Origin of the sequence: Aegicerativicinus sediminis, from assembly GCF_015476115.1 — a bacterium.
Classification (GTDB): Bacteria; Bacteroidota; Bacteroidia; order Flavobacteriales; family Flavobacteriaceae; genus Aegicerativicinus; species Aegicerativicinus sediminis.
Genome location: NZ_CP064295.1, coordinates 3,524,143 through 3,540,337 on the forward strand (window position 1 = coordinate 3,524,143; position 16,195 = coordinate 3,540,337).

The following is a 16,195-nucleotide window of genomic DNA, read 5'->3' on the forward strand; positions in this document are numbered from 1 at the left end:
ATTCAAAGATTTACAATTTTTTTGAGGGTGTACTCAATTAATCTATTCATTGTCTTTCCCGCTTTTTTACTAAAATCACCTGTAATACGATTAGCAATAATTGCATTTAAAGAAATTGCTTTATGGCCTAATAATTTAGAGAGCCCATAAATTGCTGATGTTTCCATTTCAAAATTAGTGACCTTCAATCCATTATAATTGAAATTGGTTATCCTTTCATTAAGACTTTCATCACTCAATTTCAATCGAAGACTTCTTCCTTGTGGGCCATAGAAACCAACATTTGTTAAGGTCATTCCCGATAAAACTTCCTTTGATTTAAAATGTTTAAATAACTTTTCATCAACTTCAGCGGCATAGGGCATGGGGTGCAAAGTGTCTATATTGCAAGTATCCGCAAAATGGTTGGAAAGTACCTCATCCATTTGCCCATGATGACCATAAAAATGAATTAAACCATCCATACCAATACCGTGGCTACTTATTACCAAACTATCAACAGGTATATCACTTTGAAGTGCTCCCGAGGTCCCAACCCTAATAATGTTAAGGGCTTTAAGATCCTCGTTTACCAATCTACTTTTAAGGTTGATATTTGCCAAGGCATCTAATTCATTTAAAACGATGTCGATATTGTCCGTACCTATACCCGTAGAAATGACGCTTAATCGTTTCCCTTTGTAGACCCCGGTATGAGTTATAAATTCACGTTTTTCAACCCGGTGTTCAATTTGATCAAAATGCTTTGACACTCTTGAAACTCGTTGTGGATCTCCAACGGTAATAATAGTATCTGAAATTTGATGGGGCAATAGGTTTAGGTGATAAATACTGCCATCTTTATTCAGGATTAACTCAGAAGGCTTTAGTGGCATTAAAATTTGGTTTAATCAATTTATTCTCCTCCACACTAAAATGAAAATCTAATCTATTAAGGCCACCATAAGGAATATCATTATTAACCACTATGCTAAAATTAGTGTTCCCACTAAGAGCCTGTTCACCAGTGGAGTTTAATTTAAGGTAATCCTCACCAAGGGTATAGAAAGGAGTTAGCAATTCAATTAATCGTTCCAATTGAAGGTCTCCATAACCATAATAACCTTGAAAATTTAATATATAACCCAGTAGATGATGTTTTGAAGTGATATCATGCGTTTTTATTAACTCTAAAATGTTTTTTTCTAAGATGCCAAGACCAGTATTGGAATCCGGAAAACGTTTTAAGTGTGCTTTTAGACAATTGCTTAAGTAAATAAAGGATGACTTTTGAACAATATATGGCTTAAATAAGTTATGATCTTTACCACAGTAAATTCTCCATAAGGTATAGGCCAAATCTAAATCTTCATCCTTTAATTTAATACGCTCCTTAAAATGTTTATTTAATTGTTCATCGTTAAGTTCCCCAAGTCCTTTTAATGTCTTTTCGGAATGTATCCATCCACTAGAAACCAGAAAAATTGGGAGATGAATCTTTTTTTGTCTTAACAGGCTTATCACCCCAATTAAATTAATATGGCAGAATAAGTCATATTCAAACCATAGTATAACTTCTGTGTAATTCTCGGGATGATTGAGCTTATCTATGTCTATTTTATACTTTTCTTCATCAAATACAAGATCATAAAACTGTGTAAAAAAGTCTTTTCGAAGCTTAACGTGGGATTCAGAATCTATAAATTCAGTTGTCGGGCCCTCACAGAGCATTTCACTCCATGTTAAAAAGTCTCCTTCATAACCCATACTTAGAAGTCTATCGGTAAGTACATCACCATTAGTAATATGCAGTGTCATTTTCTCCATATTAACCACCTACTCGTTTTACTTTAAAACCCAATTCTTTTAAATGAATCATAATTTGATCTCTAAAATCCCCCTGTATGATTATGGTTTCATTTTTAAAACTTCCCCCCACACCTAAGAGTTTTTTTAGATCTTTTGCTAGAATTTTAAAATCTTCAGTGGCACCATTATACCCTTCAATAATGGTTATTGGCTTACCTTTCCGCTTTTCATATTTACAAATAAGCGGGTCATCCTGCAACCATATTCCCAATCCCTCTTCAGTCTGTTGTGATTCTTCAGATTCTTCGTGGTCTGGAAATAACGATTTTAATTGATCCTTTAAATCCATTTTCTATTTTTTAATCAAACCCAATTCAACCAATCGTTCAGTTAAGAATTCTCCTGCCGTAATATCCTCATAAAGTTGGGGATGCTCTTCATCAACACAATTATCTAAAACATCTAACTTCATACTACTAATTGGATGCATAAAGAACGGTATCGAATATCTAGAAGTGTTCCACAATTCACGTGGTGGATTTATAACTCTATGGATAGTTGATTTAAGCCTATTGTTGGTATGTCTGGAGAGCATATCTCCAACATTAATCATCAATTCATCTGGCTCGGCAATGGCATCAATCCATTCACCCTTATGGTTTTGAACTTGAAGCCCTCTACCTTGCGCCCCCATTAATAAAGTTATCAAATTAATATCTCCATGCGCAGCAGCCCTAACAGCTTCTTTTGGCTCTTCTAAAATAGGTGGGTAGTGTATAGGCCTAAGTATTGAATTTCCGTTATGTATATATTCATCAAAGTAATTTTCTTCTAATCCTAAATGAAGCGATAGAGCCCTGAGGACATATTTGGCTGTTTTCTCAAGTCTTTGGTAGGCTTCCTTTCCAACCTCATTAAACCTCGGCAATTCTTCAACCTCAACATTTTTGGGGTATTCTTTTTCTAACCGAGGATTGTCCTCGACATACTGCCCAAAATGCCAAAATTCTTTTAAATCTCCTTCCTTTTTTCCTTTAGCGCTTTCTTTTCCAAAAGACACGTAACCTCTTTGGCCTCCAATTCCTTCAATTTCATATTTCTGCTTTATTTCTAATGGCAACTCAAAAAAGTTTTTTACTTGAGTGTACAAATCTTCGACCAAATCATCATTCAAAAAATGACCTTTTAAAGCAACAAAACCTATTTCTTCATATGCTTTTCCAATTTCATCAATAAATTTTTGCTTTCTCTCCGGATCATCGGAAATAAAATCATTTAAATCTACACTAGGAATACTATTCATCGAGAATTATTTATTAGTTCGAACTACAAATTTAACCTTTTAAGATGTAAAGAGTTGTTCACCATTCGTCTAAAATTAACTCAATTCCTTATGAACACTCTCTTTTTTGGTTACATTTGGTTGATATAAGTTATTGGAAATGCTGACTGCTACTGCAACATTAATCAAATTTGACAAGAAGGGTCTTGAGGACAATACACTTCTTCAATTGTACATGAATATGTTGAAGCCTCGATTGATTGAAGAGAAAATGTTAAAACTTCTTCGGCAAGGAAAGGTGAGCAAATGGTTTTCCGGCATAGGACAGGAGGCCATTTCGGTGGGTGTAACCATGGCATTACAACCAAATGAATATATTCTCCCAATGCACAGAAATTTGGGAGTTTTTACTACTAGAAAAGTGCCGTTAGAAAAACTTTTTAGCCAATGGCAAGGCAAAGCCAATGGTTTTACAAAAGGTCGCGACAGGTCATTTCATTTTGGAACCCAAGAACATAAAATTGTCGGAATGATTTCTCATTTGGGACCTCAATTGGGTGTGGCGGATGGAATAGCACTTGCAAACATCATTTCAAACACTCATAGGGTTACAGCTGTATTTACAGGAGAGGGTGGTACTAGCGAGGGTGATTTTCATGAGGCTTTGAATATTGCCTCTGTATGGAACTTGCCAGTACTATTTTGTATTGAAAATAACGGATATGGTCTATCCACGCCTACAAAAGAGCAATATGCCTGTAGAGATTTAGCTGATAGAGGAAAAGGTTATGGAATAGATTCCTTCATTTTAGATGGCAATAATATTATTGAAATATATACTAAGGTTATAAAATTAACCGAAAGTATGCGAAAACGTCCACGTCCGATATTGGTTGAATTTAAAACCTTTAGGATGAGAGGGCATGAAGAGGCAAGTGGAACCAAATATGTTCCAGAGGAAGTGATGAATGAATGGAAGTCTAAAGATCCCATTGAAAATTTCAAGTCATTTTTAATTGTCAATAAAATCCTCACCGTGGATATTGAGGAGCAGTTTCAAAGTGAAATTTCTAAAGAAATTGATGATGCCTTAGAAGCTGTTAATGAAGAACCAATTATAACTGCTGATACAAATGTAGAACTAGGGGATGTTTACCAACCGTTTGAAATTACTAAAACAAAAGTAGAAGCAACCAAAGATGAAATCCGTTTTATTGATGCAATATCTGATGGGTTACGAGAGGGGATGCGGAAACATAAGGAGTTGGTGTTAATGGGGCAAGATATTGCCGAATATGGTGGTGTTTTCAAAATTACGGAAGGTTTTTTAGAAGAGTTTGGCAAGGATAGGGTAAGAAATACTCCTATATGCGAATCCGGAATAGTGGAAACGGCCATGGGACTTTCCATAGCAGGGATGAAATCTGTTGTTGAAATGCAGTTTGCCGATTTTGTGAGCTCAGGATTTAATCCAATTGTAAATTACTTGGCCAAATCTTACTATCGCTGGAACCAAAATGCAGACGTTGTAATTCGAATGCCTTGTGGGGCAGGAGTGGGAGCAGGGCCTTTCCATTCGCAAACTAATGAGGCCTGGTTTACAAAAACACCTGGACTTAAAGTTGTTTATCCGGCTTTTCCAGAAGATGCCAAAGGTTTGTTGTTAACGGCAATTGCAGACCCTAATCCGGTTATGTTTTTTGAACATAAGGGTCTTTATAGAAGTAAAAAAGGAGATGTTCCAAAGGGCTACTATAATATTCCTTTTGGCAAAGCTAACATATTGCGTAATGGCAAACAGGTTACCATAATTTCTTATGGTGCCGCTGTCCATTGGGCATTAGAGGTATTGGATAACAATCCAGAAATCGATGCCACCGTTTTAGATCTAAGAAGTTTACAACCACTGGATACAGAAACAATTTTCACTTCCGTAAAGGAAACTAATAAGGCCATTATTCTTCACGAGGACAGTCTTTTTGGGGGAATAGGCGCAGACATTTCTGCGTTAATTATGGAAAATTGTTTTAATTATCTAGACGCCCCTGTCATACGAGTTGGGAGTATAGAAACACCTATACCATTTGCTGAAAATTTAGAAAACAACTATTTACCAAAAGTTCGGTTCGAAAAGGAACTTAAAAACCTACTCAATTATTGAGGGTTTAACGCTGATTGAATTTCTTTGGCTTTTGCTTCAACTTCATCTAGTGCTCTAAGAAGATTTCCACTCCATAATTTACCAATTTCTTCTTCAGTGTAACCTCTTTTTACTAATTCCAAGGTGACATTAAAGGTTTCTGAAGCATCATTCCATCCTTCAATTCCGCCGCCTCCATCAAAATCACTACTAATACCGACGTGGTCTATATCTAATTTGGAAATTAGGTAATCAATATGATCTACAAAATCTGATACATTAACTCCTTCTGGAACATCAGTCATCTCAGCTAATCGTTTGTCAACCTCAGGTTTAATACTGTTATAAGCATCATAATAGGCTCTACGGGCTTCTGGATCCAATTTTCGAATATCAGCTCTTTCCAAATAAGCCATATTGTTTGCTTCCATAACCTGTTTCCTAACATCCCTTTCAAAATCTGATCTAGAGGTATTCTTTTCTGGGTCCACGTAACTTTTAAATGCTACAGTTTGCACCACACCACCATTTTTCTTTATCCATTCCAATTGTTCATCGTCAAGATTTCTACTGTGGTTCCCTAAAGCTCTTGCAGAGGAATGTGAAGCTATAACAGGGGCTTCAGAAATTTCAATCATTTGCTTAATTGCCTCTTTAGAAGGGTGGGAGATATCGATCATCATTCCCAATCTGTTCATTTCTTTAATAGCCTCTTTTCCTAATTCACTCAATCCATTATGCAACCAATCATTATTCTCCTCTCCAGTATTACTGTCACTTAATTGACTGTGTCCATTATGAGCCAAACTCATATACCTAGCTCCTAAATTGTAAAATTTCTCAATGTTTTTTAGGTCGGTTCCAATAGGATAGGCATTCTCAACACCAATCATAGCAACCAATTTCCCTGAAGCGACAATATCTCGAACTTCTTGGGAAGTGGTAGCCAACGCAATTTGGTCTGGAGCAATTTCCTCAACCAATTTATGAATGGCATTAAATTTGGAAATGGCATTTTCATAAGCTTTTGCATAACCATCAGCAGTTAAAGTATCCTGACCTGTATAAACTACGAACCAAGCAACGTCTAAACCACCTTCTTTCATTTTAGGCAAGTTTACCTGAGTGTCGAGTTTTTGAGTATAATTAATGGAATCTGTGAAATTATTAATATTAATATCGTTATGGGTGTCTAAGGTTATTACATTTTTGTGAATAGCCTTTGCCTTCTCAATTAATGCAATTGAATCTTGTTTCATGGAATCTATTTCAGAATTGACTTTTTTATCATTTTTACAATTGAAAATAAATGCGCATAATAAAATTGGGAGTAATATTTTCTTCATGGTAAAGGGTTTTAAGGGGCTGAATTTACAAATTTGTATTGGTCCTGTTTGCCCATAACTATAAAAATGTAACTTTAGAAAATGAAATCATTGGGCTTCCAAATAATTGCTATTGTATTATATGTTTTTGTTTCGTGTAAAGAAAATGATGAACCAAATTATAAATGGATTACAAAAGAAGTTAAGGCAACAGCTTATAACTCTACCGTAACACAAACAAATTCTAATCCACATATAACCGCTTTTGGGGATTCATTGATCCCCGGTAAAAAATATATTGCAGTTTCAAGAGATTTGGAACGTCTAGGACTTGCCCATAATACACTTGTTAAAATTGAAGGATTGGAAGGAACTTATTTGGTAAAGGATCGAATGCATGCTCGCAAACGAAACCAAATAGATGTCTACATGGGGACAGATATAAAGGCCGCCTTACAATTTGGGCGGAAACATGTTACAATTCAATATAGGGTTGAAATACCCGATTCAACCAAAACCGAAGAGATTAAAAATCTGCCAAATTAAATGGATAAGCATCCCTAATTTTTACTAATTCATCATTGTCTAGATTTTCAATGGATTTGCCAAATGTGGCTTGTGCATAAGAAATTCGTAAAAATTTAAAAGCCTTAGAAATTTCATCTTCCACTTTGATGTAAAAATTATAGGTGCTTTTTGGATTTACATCTAAGGCTATTTTTGCTTTTTGTGGATGGTCAGAATCTGAGGCTGTCCTTTTTCCCTTACAATAATGGCATTCATCATTAGCATTGTTATCGATAAACATAATTACCCGCTCCTTTAATTGTTCAATTGAAAGTCTTTCACCACGAACCATAAGTTCATCGTGTTCATTAATTTGAATGTTCAGCAAATTATACTCACTAACCAATAAGTCGCAATTAACATTTGGGGGACAAGGTTTAGAAAGTTGCCGTTTTAAACCTATATCCGAGGAGATGGTTGTGCAAACCAAAAAGAAAATTAATAGCAAAAATGCTATATCAGCCATTGAACCAGAATTGATAGGTGGGGAAGAGGAATGACGATTTGTTTTCATGGGAAGGAGTTTTATGTTAATGAAATGTTAATTACAAAAACAATACCACAAAAAAACCGATCTACTATTTTTCGATCGGTTTTTATGATACCTCCCAAATGAAAATCATCTTTGATTATTTTCCAGATTCTCATTTATATTATGCGAAGTATTCGTGATAGTTCGCAAACGTGTCATACTGTTCGTTTTAAACTTTTTACTTAAACCTTCTTTTCAAATTCCAATTATAAGATTTGGAATGGGTTGTAGTGGAAGTTAGTTGATTGTTGTTTAAAGTTCTCATGATTGATGATTTTTTAATGATTGATGTTTACTTATAGACGACGGAATTAAAACTTTGTTACAGTACTATGTTATGCATAATAATAAAAAAATGATTTTTATCATATATACAACTGACGTTCAGACAGATAAAAGTTTTGTTAAAATGTCAAATTGACCTAAATTTTGGAAATTTTGTCAGAAATAATTAAAAATTAAAGTATGGTATCCATTTTGAAATAGAGGAAAATGAAAGAATTTAAATTAAAGTTTAACATAAAAAAGATTTAAAATGAGTACCGTATTAACAGTGCCAAAAAATGGACAGAAAGAATCAAGAGATAGAGGAATCTCAACTTTACCTCGTTTTTCATCTTGGTTTGACAATTTTTTTGATAACGATTTAGGAACCGGATTTTTATCCAACTTCAATACAGGTATGACCTTACCTGCAGTGAACATTAAGGAGGATGCAGAACAATTTACATTGGAAATTGCTGTACCTGGAATGAAAAAATCAGATTTTAATGTAGACGTTGATAACAAGATTTTATCAATATCCTCAGAAACTCAATCAGAGAAAAGTGAAAAAGAAGAAAACTATACCCGTAGAGAATTTGGTTATTCTTCATTTAAAAGAACTTTCACCCTGCCAGATTCTGTAAATTCTGATAAGATAAAAGCCATTTATAAGGAAGGTATACTTTCAGTAATTCTTCCTAAAAAAGAAGAAGCTAAGGAGAAACCTGCTAAGCGTATAGAAATTTCCTAATTGTTCACTCCAAACAACAAAGGCCGCCAATTGGCGGCCTTTTTTTTAAATGTTGTTAACATTACTGCTCACAAACCCTATAAAATGCTAATTTTGTGAGAATTTTTTTTACGCCCATATGCCTACATCCGTTTCATTATCAGATAAGCAGCCTTTAAAAAAGCGATTGTATGACTATCAGCTAACGGATCTTAAACGAATTTTTGAAATTCTCAATACTGCACCTGACAACTATAATTTATTGTACCAACTTCCTACTGGTGGAGGTAAAACAGTCATTTTTTCTGAGATTGTAAGACAATACATTAAAAATCATCAACAGAAAGTGGTTATTCTAACCCATAGAATTGAGCTATGCAGACAAACCTCGCGTATGCTTACAGGCTTTGGTGTAACGAATAAAATAATTAATAGTAAAGTTAAAGATCTTCCGGACCAAGACGATTACCAATGTTTTGTTGCCATGGTTGAAACTTTAAACAACCGCTTAACCGATGATAAATTAGAATTGAAAAACATTGGTCTTGTAATAATTGATGAGGCCCATTACAATTCCTTCAGAAAGTTGTTTAAGTTTTTTAAGGATTGTTTTATTCTAGGTGTAACAGCCACACCCCTAAGCTCCAATATCAAACTTCCAATGAACGACAATTATGATCAGCTTATTGTGGGTGATGATATTTCTACGCTTATTAAAAATGGATTTTTATCCAAGGCTGATATTATAAATTATGATGTATCGCTTACATCCCTCAAAATTGGTATAAATGGCGATTACACTGTAAAATCTTCTGAAGCCTTGTATACGAATCATTTTATGCAAGGCAAGCTTATTACTGCCTACGAGGAACATGCCTTAGGAAAGAAAACTTTGATATTTAATAATGGTATTAATACCTCAAAAGAAGTTTATCATTCTTTTAAAAAGGCCGGTTATAACGTTCGACATCTAGACAATAAAGCCACAAAGCAGGAGCGTAAAGAAATCTTAAAATGGTTCAAACACACACCAGATGCAATCCTTACTTCCGTTAGTATTCTAACCACAGGATTTGATGAACCAACAGTGGAAGCAGTCATTTTAAATCGTGCTACCAGATCCCTGACATTATATTTTCAGATGATCGGAAGGGGATCTAGGGTTCTAGAGAATAAAAACAGTTTTACGGTTGTTGACCTTGGAAATAATATTCTGCGATTTGGTCCTTGGGACCAACATGTGGATTGGCCTCATATTTTCAAATATCCAGAAATGTATCTTGAGAATATTCGAAATGATGAGGATATAGAAAGAGACTTCGTATACGAAATGCCTGACGCCTTGCGCAGCAAGTTTAAATGTACCGATTCTATAGATTTTGATATTAAGGCAGAATATAAGAAGGTAATTTCTGAAGGTAAGAAGTCGATTACAGCTATAGAAAAATCAATAGACCAACACTCTCAAATGTGTATTGAAAATGCCGAGGATGTATTTGAAGCCCGTGCATTGGCAAAATTGTTAGAAGATGACATTGCCTTCCGGATAAAACAATATTCTTATTGTATCATGAACTGTACGGATAATTATAAAGATTGGTTATTCGAGGAATATATTCGCAAATTAAGGATCAGTTTTAACGGTCAATTTTAAGTTTAGGTTAAAATTTAGCTCTAATTTCTTCGTTTAATTAATTTTGGGAACAGTTTTTGAAGCCAATTCTCGTACGAGTTTAGCTATGAAAAAAATAATACTTTCCTTATTGGTTATAGTTTCAACTTCTTTAGGATGGTCTCAACAAATGGACCGTCAGAATAAATCAATACCTATTCCAGCGGAAGAAACAAAAGAAAAGGACTCTACTACCATACCTTTCCAAATAAAACCTGAGGAACGCAAAATTGATCTTTCACCTAAGTCAATGGAAGGTTCAGCTTTTAAAAAACCTGTTGAAATTACGGAGGAAAAAAAAGGGTTCAGTATGTTAGATAAATCTACTCTCTTGGATCCAGGTGAAAAATATGAAAGACGTATAAATCAAAAGGCGGTGGAGCAAGGCTACAAAATTGCTCCAATGTCTGACCAATTTTTGGGCGAATTTAGGAGCAATGGAAAATTCGTTAATATAATGTGCCGAGATCATGAATATCCTGATGGTGATTTAGTTAGGGTTTTTGTCAATGGTGATATATATGTACCATCCTTATTACTAGTGTCCGGATATAGGGGTTTTAATATTCCATTGAATCCGGGTGTAAATCAAATAGATTTTCTTGCTTTAAACCAAGGGGAATCTGGTCCCAATACTGCTGAATTTGTAGTTTACGACGATGAAGGGAATTTAGTGTCCTCAAAAAAATGGAACCTTTTAACTGGTGTTAAGGCAACAATTATAGTCTACAAAAAGGAAGAAAAAGAAAAAGAGGGTCAGTAAATTAATTAGATTTTAAACATTCCCATATTTTAATAAAACTTAAACATCCATAACTTAATACAAAACGTATAGTAGTTGGTAATTTTATTGTTACCTTCTAAGGGAAATAACCTTTTTTACCAAACTAACTTATGAAGGATGTAAATCAACAATGGATCTTAGCCAAACGGCCGATTGGATTTCCTGAAATTGACACCTGGGAAGTTAAAAATTCCGAAATACCTAAACCTTCTAGCGGAGAAATGCTTTTAAAACATCTTTATGTTTCCATTGATCCTGCAATGAGAGGATGGATGAATAAAGGAAAATCATACATCGAACCTATTGAAATAGGTGCTGTAATGAGAGCAGGTGTGATAGCTGAAGTTATGGAAGTAGGGGATGGAGCCCCCTTTCAAAAAGGAGATATCCTTACTGGGTGGAATGGAGTGCAACAATATAGTATAACTAACGGTAAGGGATGGCAAAAAATACCGTCAAGTCAATTGCCACTTCCTTATTATTTGGGGGCGTTAGGCATGACGGGCTTAACGGCTTATTTTGGTTTATTGGAGGTTGGAAAAGCCAAAGAGGGCGATGTTGTATTAGTTTCCGCTGCTGCAGGCGCAGTGGGCAGTGTGGTTTGTCAAATTGCCAAGATAAAAGGTTGTAAAGTAATTGGCATTGCAGGGGGAAAGGCAAAATGTGACTATCTAATTAACGAGCTTAATATTGACAAGGCCTTGGATTATAAGGCAGAAAACTTTTTAAGAGAGCTTAGGGTAAGCTGCGCAGATGGAATTGATGTATATTTTGATAATGTAGGCGGTGAAATCCTAGATGCAGCCCTCACTTTGCTAAAAAGACATGCACGTATAGTAATTTGTGGCGCAATTTCCCAATATAATAACGATAAAAAAATAAAAGGGCCTAATAATTATATGTCTTTATTGGTAAATAGAGCAACTATGCAGGGAATGGTTGTATTTGATTATAAAGAAAAATACCCTTCAGCACTTAGCGAAATGGGGAAGTGGGTTAAAGAAGGAAAACTAAAAAGTGAATTTACGATTATTGAAGGAATTGAAAATTTTTATAAAGCATTTAAAACTTTATTTTCAGGCGAGAAACAAGGTAAACTCGTTCTAAAAGTAAATTAATCTGTATTTATTAAAATTTTCTTTATATTCAATCATAAGAAAATGATAATATGAACGTTAATGAAATAAAGAGTTGTTAAGATTGTTTAAAAAATTAACATATGTCATTTTTTGGTCTCGTTTTTGCAACTAAATTTGTCGATTATAAAATTGAAAAATAGCATTCTAAAATATATGTCTTATAAAAAAGCCCTAAATTTTGTTTCGGCAGGAATTGTAATGGTCGGTATGCAGCTAAGTGCCCAGTCAAGGGGTCATATTGCCATGATAGCACCAGAAATTCCTCGTCCGGCTATGATGGAATACAATGAACTGCCCATCGTGAATGAACAACCCATTCAACCAATTGCAGATCTTGGCAACATGGATCTTCAGAAAATCCTTGAAAGTGAAATTGAAAAGGATCCATATTGGAAAAATCTTGTGCGAAATAATAAAATGGCTGTGGGTATTGTTGATCTTACAAACCCAAATGAAATTAAGTATGCAGGTATAAATGATAATACAATGATGTATGCTGCTAGCCTGCCAAAGATTGCCATTCTTTTATCAGCCATGGATGCTTTTGAAAAAGGAGAATTGGAAGAAACAGAAACTATAAAAAACGATCTTAGGCTGATGATTAGCAAATCTGATAATCATGCCTCTACTAGAATGATAGATCGTTTAGGTTATGAAAAGATAGAAAGTGTGTTAAGAGGAACGGATTATAAACTTTATGATGAAGAAGCAGGAGGAGGCCTATGGGTTGGAAAGCGGTATGCGGCAGGTGGCCGCCGTTATCCTGAACCTTTGAAAGGTTTAAGCCATGCCGCAACAGTTAAGCAAGTTTGTAGTTTCTATTATCAGCTCGCCATGGGACGTCTTGTAAGTGCTGATCGTTCTAGGGAGATGTTAGATATTATGAAAGATCCTGCATTGCACCATAAATTTGTAAACACATTGGAAAAACTTGCTCCAAGGGCCACTCTATTCAGAAAATCTGGATCTTGGAAAAACTATCACTCAGATTCAGTTTTGGTTTGGGGTCCAAAAAGACATTATATCATTGTTGCCTTAATCGATGATAATCTTGGTGAGAACATCATCAGAAAATTGGTTTACCCACTCGATAATGTATTGAAAAATTCACGTACTTTATAGGCAAATTAAAGCCCTGTTTTGTACTTGAAATCATTTTTTAAGGAGACTTTCGACATTCGTGATAACGAAGTTCAGATTGCTCTTCTTATGCAATTATATGTCTTCCTATTAATCACTGTTTTACTTATTGTAAAACCGACCATTAATGCCTTATTTCTTTCTCAACTAGGAGCAGACAACTTGCCCTATGGATACATTTTAGTGGCAATTACAGCAGTTATAAGTTCTTATTATTATAACAAGGCGGTTAAAAAATTCTCATTAAGAAAGGTTGCAGTTCTAACATTAACGGGTTTTAGTTTATCGTTTATTGCCCTCGCAGTATTTCTTTATTACAATTTTATCCCTGATTTTATTCTTTATTTATTCTATATCGGGGTTGCTCTTTTTGCCGTTCTCACAACTTCCCAATTTTGGATATTGGCAAATATGGTTTTTAATGCACGAGAAGCTAAACGTCTATTCGGCTTTATAGGTGCAGGAGCTATAGCAGGAGGAATTTTTGGAGGATATCTAACAACTTTAATTGTATCTTCATTTAACAACATGTCTGCCATAATTGTGGCAGCCGTTCTTTTGTTTGCCTGTGTGCCTATTGTTGGGTTTATTTGGAAAATTAGGATAAGAAAACTCTCAGTTTTTATCCGAAAAAAAAGAAAAATAATTCAAGAAGATGAGCAATCAAAATCTGCATTTAAACTGATTTTGGAATCTAAACACTTAACACTAACCGCAGGTGTTATAAGTGTTGGGGTATTAGTAGCTCGTTTGGTCGATTTTCAGTTTAGTGATTTTGCTCATAAAGCAATAAGAAATCCTGAAGAGTTATCCTCTTTCTTTGGTTTTTGGTTTTCCACCTATAATGTTATGGCATTATTAATTCAACTGTTTTTAACCAATCGAATTCTTTCATTTTTTGGGGTTACTTCTACTTTACTGATATTACCATTAGGGTTGGCTTTAGGCTCACTTTTATTTTTAGCTTTTCCCGAATTATGGGTATTAATTATTTTGAAAGGAATGGATGGAGGCTTTAAACAGTCTATAAACAAGGCCGCTTTAGAACTTTCTATTTTACCTATACCATACCAAATAAAGAATCAGGCTAAATCTTATTTAGATGTTGTTGTGGATAGTGTTGCTACAGGTTTAGCAGGACTAATGCTCATATTTGTAGTAAGACGTTTAGAATTACCAACAATTTACATCACTCTTATTATCATATTTTTCTTGTTCGCATGGATCATAATTATTTACAAATTAAGGGGGGCTTATTTCAATTCATTTAGAGCTAATTTACAACGGTCTCTAGAGCACAATGATGAAAGCAAAAAATCCTTGCTCAAGGAAAACACAATAAGTTCCGCAATAAGAATTCTGCAATCCGGAACTCCAGATGATATTGTTAATTTATTGAAGCATTTACCTAATCACCGAATTCGATCCCTCAAATTGAATATTATCGAATTGTTGAATCATCCATCCGACAAAGTCAAGATTGAAGCTATTGAACAACTTTACCACTATAAAAGAGGTACTGCAAATAAGGAGGTATTCAGTTTAATAAAAATAGAAAACGGAAAAGTTGTCTATAAAGCTATGGAGTATTTATTATCCCACACCAATGTAAACTTAGAAGAGGAGGAGATATATATTAAATATTTAGATCACGAAAATAGCTACATAGCTGAGGCTTCATTATTATGTTTAGCCAAAGTGGCCAATTCGAATAAATGGCTTAGCCAGCGATACAATTTGGAACAGCGGATTGAAAAGCAAATCAATCATTTGCATCATCATGAAAATTTAATAAGAACCGAAGAAATAGCTCAACTATTAGCAACCATAGGTTATTCGGGGATTGAAAAATTCTATTCATATATAGCAATTCATTTCAATAATAAAGACCCATACATCGTAAATCAAGCTATAAAAGCTGCAGGACACACCGGAGATCCACAATTTATTGAACCTATTCTTCACTTTTTAGACAAAAAGGAATACAGGAAAAAAAGCATTAAGGCATTGAGGCACTATGGACCAGGAATTCCGCAAATGATTTTAAAAAGTATCCAGCATGAGGTTCTATCAGACAATATTAAGGAAAACATACCTAAGGTACTTGAGAGCTTTAAAACCAAGGATTCCTTTAAAGCTTTACTTACTCTGTTAAAAAGCAGGGATGTTGTTGTTCGTAGGGAATCCTCGCGGACCTTGAGTCAAATGAAAGAACGACTTGCTAACATTCGGATTACGGATCGTCAGCTCATTAGATATATCATTTCAGAAACCAAATATTTTAGAGAAACACTTGATGCCATTGCGACCATACAAAATCAAATTTCTATTTCAATGGCAAAACAAGATGGTTCTGATGAATTCACAGAACTATTAATAGCGCGTGAACATTTAATAGATGTACTGAATGACCAGAAGCAACTTAGTCTACATTGTCTCTTCAATTTATTGTCATTAAAATATGACAAGTCTGATGTAGATGTAGTTTATTTTGGACTTCAAAGTGAACTACCAGATGCCAAAGCCAATGCCCTTGAATTTTTAGATAACCTATTACAGTTGAAACTTAAGGCAAGTGTTCTACCGATAATTGAATATCAAATTATAGAAGGCCAATCTCCTAGTAACGAATTAGAATTCAAACCAACTATAGGTGAAGAAAAAACCATTCTTGTTAACCTTATGAGAAATAGGGGTAAACGAATAAAAATTACTGTATTAAATCTTATTAGTTTACTAAATGATAAAAGTTATTTACCACACCTTAAATTTCTTAAATATCACCGGAATAAAGAAATTCAAAAATATTACAGAAAAGTTGTCAATAATTGA

General features: G+C 34.5%; 14 protein-coding genes. 8 read left to right on the plus strand and 6 right to left on the minus strand.

Annotation, left to right across the window (positions count from 1 at the left end; all coding sequences use genetic code 11):
* Positions 1–2: 2 nt before the first annotated feature.
* Genes ISU00_RS15075 through ISU00_RS15090 form a run of 4 tightly spaced genes read right to left on the minus strand, consistent with a single transcriptional unit; the run spans position 3 to position 3,091 of the window.
* Positions 3–875, minus strand: a complete 873-nt coding sequence (locus ISU00_RS15075; RefSeq protein WP_228851500.1) for a nucleoside phosphorylase — start codon at positions 873–875, stop codon at positions 3–5.
* Positions 856–1,797, minus strand: a complete 942-nt coding sequence (locus ISU00_RS15080) for a DUF1835 domain-containing protein (protein ID WP_228851501.1) — start codon at positions 1,795–1,797, stop codon at positions 856–858. The genes ISU00_RS15075 and ISU00_RS15080 overlap by 20 nt, the downstream gene beginning before the upstream one ends.
* Positions 1,798–1,807: 10 nt before the next feature.
* Positions 1,808–2,137: a translation initiation factor gene (locus ISU00_RS15085; protein ID WP_228851502.1), complete on the minus strand. Its 330-nt coding sequence runs from the start codon at positions 2,135–2,137 to the stop codon at positions 1,808–1,810.
* 3 nt (positions 2,138–2,140) lie between these two features.
* A complete protein-coding gene (locus tag ISU00_RS15090) occupies positions 2,141–3,091 on the minus strand; it encodes an isopenicillin N synthase family dioxygenase (protein WP_228851503.1) in 951 nt (316 codons plus the stop codon).
* A 139-nt stretch (positions 3,092–3,230) separates the two neighbouring features.
* On the opposite strand from ISU00_RS15090, the gene ISU00_RS15095 reads away from it, so the two are divergent.
* On the plus strand, positions 3,231–5,231 hold the full coding sequence (locus ISU00_RS15095) for an alpha-ketoacid dehydrogenase subunit alpha/beta (RefSeq protein WP_228851504.1): 2,001 nt from the start codon (positions 3,231–3,233) through the stop codon (positions 5,229–5,231).
* Here the strand turns inward: ISU00_RS15095 and ISU00_RS15100 are convergent.
* On the minus strand, positions 5,225–6,556 hold the full coding sequence (locus ISU00_RS15100) for a dipeptidase (protein WP_394368520.1): 1,332 nt from the start codon (positions 6,554–6,556) through the stop codon (positions 5,225–5,227). The two genes, ISU00_RS15095 and ISU00_RS15100, sit on opposite strands and share 7 nt — an antisense overlap.
* 81 nt (positions 6,557–6,637) lie before the next feature.
* On the opposite strand from ISU00_RS15100, the gene ISU00_RS15105 reads away from it, so the two are divergent.
* Positions 6,638–7,081, plus strand: a complete 444-nt coding sequence (locus tag ISU00_RS15105) for a 3D domain-containing protein (protein WP_228851505.1) — start codon at positions 6,638–6,640, stop codon at positions 7,079–7,081.
* On the opposite strand, the gene ISU00_RS15110 is transcribed toward ISU00_RS15105, so the two are convergent.
* Positions 7,062–7,616 carry an ExbD/TolR family protein gene (locus ISU00_RS15110; protein ID WP_228851506.1) on the minus strand — a complete coding sequence of 185 codons (555 nt, stop codon included), beginning with the start codon at positions 7,614–7,616 and terminating at the stop codon, positions 7,062–7,064. The genes ISU00_RS15105 and ISU00_RS15110 overlap by 20 nt on opposite strands.
* Positions 7,617–8,169: 553 nt before the next feature.
* On the opposite strand from ISU00_RS15110, the gene ISU00_RS15115 reads away from it, so the two are divergent.
* The 6 genes from ISU00_RS15115 to ISU00_RS15140 all read left to right on the plus strand — a co-directional run bounded on the left by ISU00_RS15115 (position 8,170) and on the right by ISU00_RS15140 (position 16,195).
* Positions 8,170–8,649, plus strand: coding sequence for an Hsp20/alpha crystallin family protein (locus ISU00_RS15115; protein ID WP_228851507.1), 480 nt, complete (start codon positions 8,170–8,172; stop codon positions 8,647–8,649).
* A gap of 118 nt (positions 8,650–8,767) precedes the next feature.
* On the plus strand, positions 8,768–10,282 hold the full coding sequence (locus ISU00_RS15120; RefSeq protein WP_228851508.1) for a DEAD/DEAH box helicase: 1,515 nt from the start codon (positions 8,768–8,770) through the stop codon (positions 10,280–10,282).
* Positions 10,283–10,367: 85 nt separating this feature from the next.
* A complete protein-coding gene (locus tag ISU00_RS15125; RefSeq protein ID WP_228851509.1) occupies positions 10,368–11,063 on the plus strand; it encodes a hypothetical protein in 696 nt (231 codons plus the stop codon).
* A gap of 131 nt (positions 11,064–11,194) precedes the next feature.
* Entirely contained in the window at positions 11,195–12,202 is a 1,008-nt protein-coding gene (locus ISU00_RS15130) for an NADP-dependent oxidoreductase (RefSeq protein ID WP_228851510.1), read from the plus strand.
* A gap of 174 nt (positions 12,203–12,376) precedes the next feature.
* Positions 12,377–13,345, plus strand: a complete 969-nt coding sequence (locus tag ISU00_RS15135) for a serine hydrolase (protein ID WP_394368521.1) — start codon at positions 12,377–12,379, stop codon at positions 13,343–13,345.
* Between the two features lie 24 nt (positions 13,346–13,369).
* Complete coding sequence (locus ISU00_RS15140; protein ID WP_228851511.1) at positions 13,370–16,195, plus strand: Npt1/Npt2 family nucleotide transporter; 2,826 nt, start codon at positions 13,370–13,372, stop codon at positions 16,193–16,195.

Bases quoted from the DNA above. Each gene is read 5' to 3' on its own strand.
- ISU00_RS15075 (WP_228851500.1), bottom strand. From the start codon at position 875: ATGCCACTAAAGCCTTCTGAGTTAATCCTGAATAAAGATGGCAGTATT.
- ISU00_RS15080 (WP_228851501.1), bottom strand. From the start codon at position 1,797: ATGACACTGCATATTACTAATGGTGATGTACTTACCGATAGACTTCTA.
- ISU00_RS15085 (WP_228851502.1), bottom strand. From the start codon at position 2,137: ATGGATTTAAAGGATCAATTAAAATCGTTATTTCCAGACCACGAAGAA.
- ISU00_RS15090 (WP_228851503.1), bottom strand. From the start codon at position 3,091: ATGAATAGTATTCCTAGTGTAGATTTAAATGATTTTATTTCCGATGAT.
- ISU00_RS15095 (WP_228851504.1), top strand. From the start codon at position 3,231: ATGCTGACTGCTACTGCAACATTAATCAAATTTGACAAGAAGGGTCTT.
- ISU00_RS15100 (WP_394368520.1), bottom strand. From the start codon at position 6,556: ATGAAGAAAATATTACTCCCAATTTTATTATGCGCATTTATTTTCAAT.
- ISU00_RS15105 (WP_228851505.1), top strand. From the start codon at position 6,638: ATGAAATCATTGGGCTTCCAAATAATTGCTATTGTATTATATGTTTTT.
- ISU00_RS15110 (WP_228851506.1), bottom strand. From the start codon at position 7,616: ATGAAAACAAATCGTCATTCCTCTTCCCCACCTATCAATTCTGGTTCA.
- ISU00_RS15115 (WP_228851507.1), top strand. From the start codon at position 8,170: ATGAGTACCGTATTAACAGTGCCAAAAAATGGACAGAAAGAATCAAGA.
- ISU00_RS15120 (WP_228851508.1), top strand. From the start codon at position 8,768: ATGCCTACATCCGTTTCATTATCAGATAAGCAGCCTTTAAAAAAGCGA.
- ISU00_RS15125 (WP_228851509.1), top strand. From the start codon at position 10,368: ATGAAAAAAATAATACTTTCCTTATTGGTTATAGTTTCAACTTCTTTA.
- ISU00_RS15130 (WP_228851510.1), top strand. From the start codon at position 11,195: ATGAAGGATGTAAATCAACAATGGATCTTAGCCAAACGGCCGATTGGA.
- ISU00_RS15135 (WP_394368521.1), top strand. From the start codon at position 12,377: ATGTCTTATAAAAAAGCCCTAAATTTTGTTTCGGCAGGAATTGTAATG.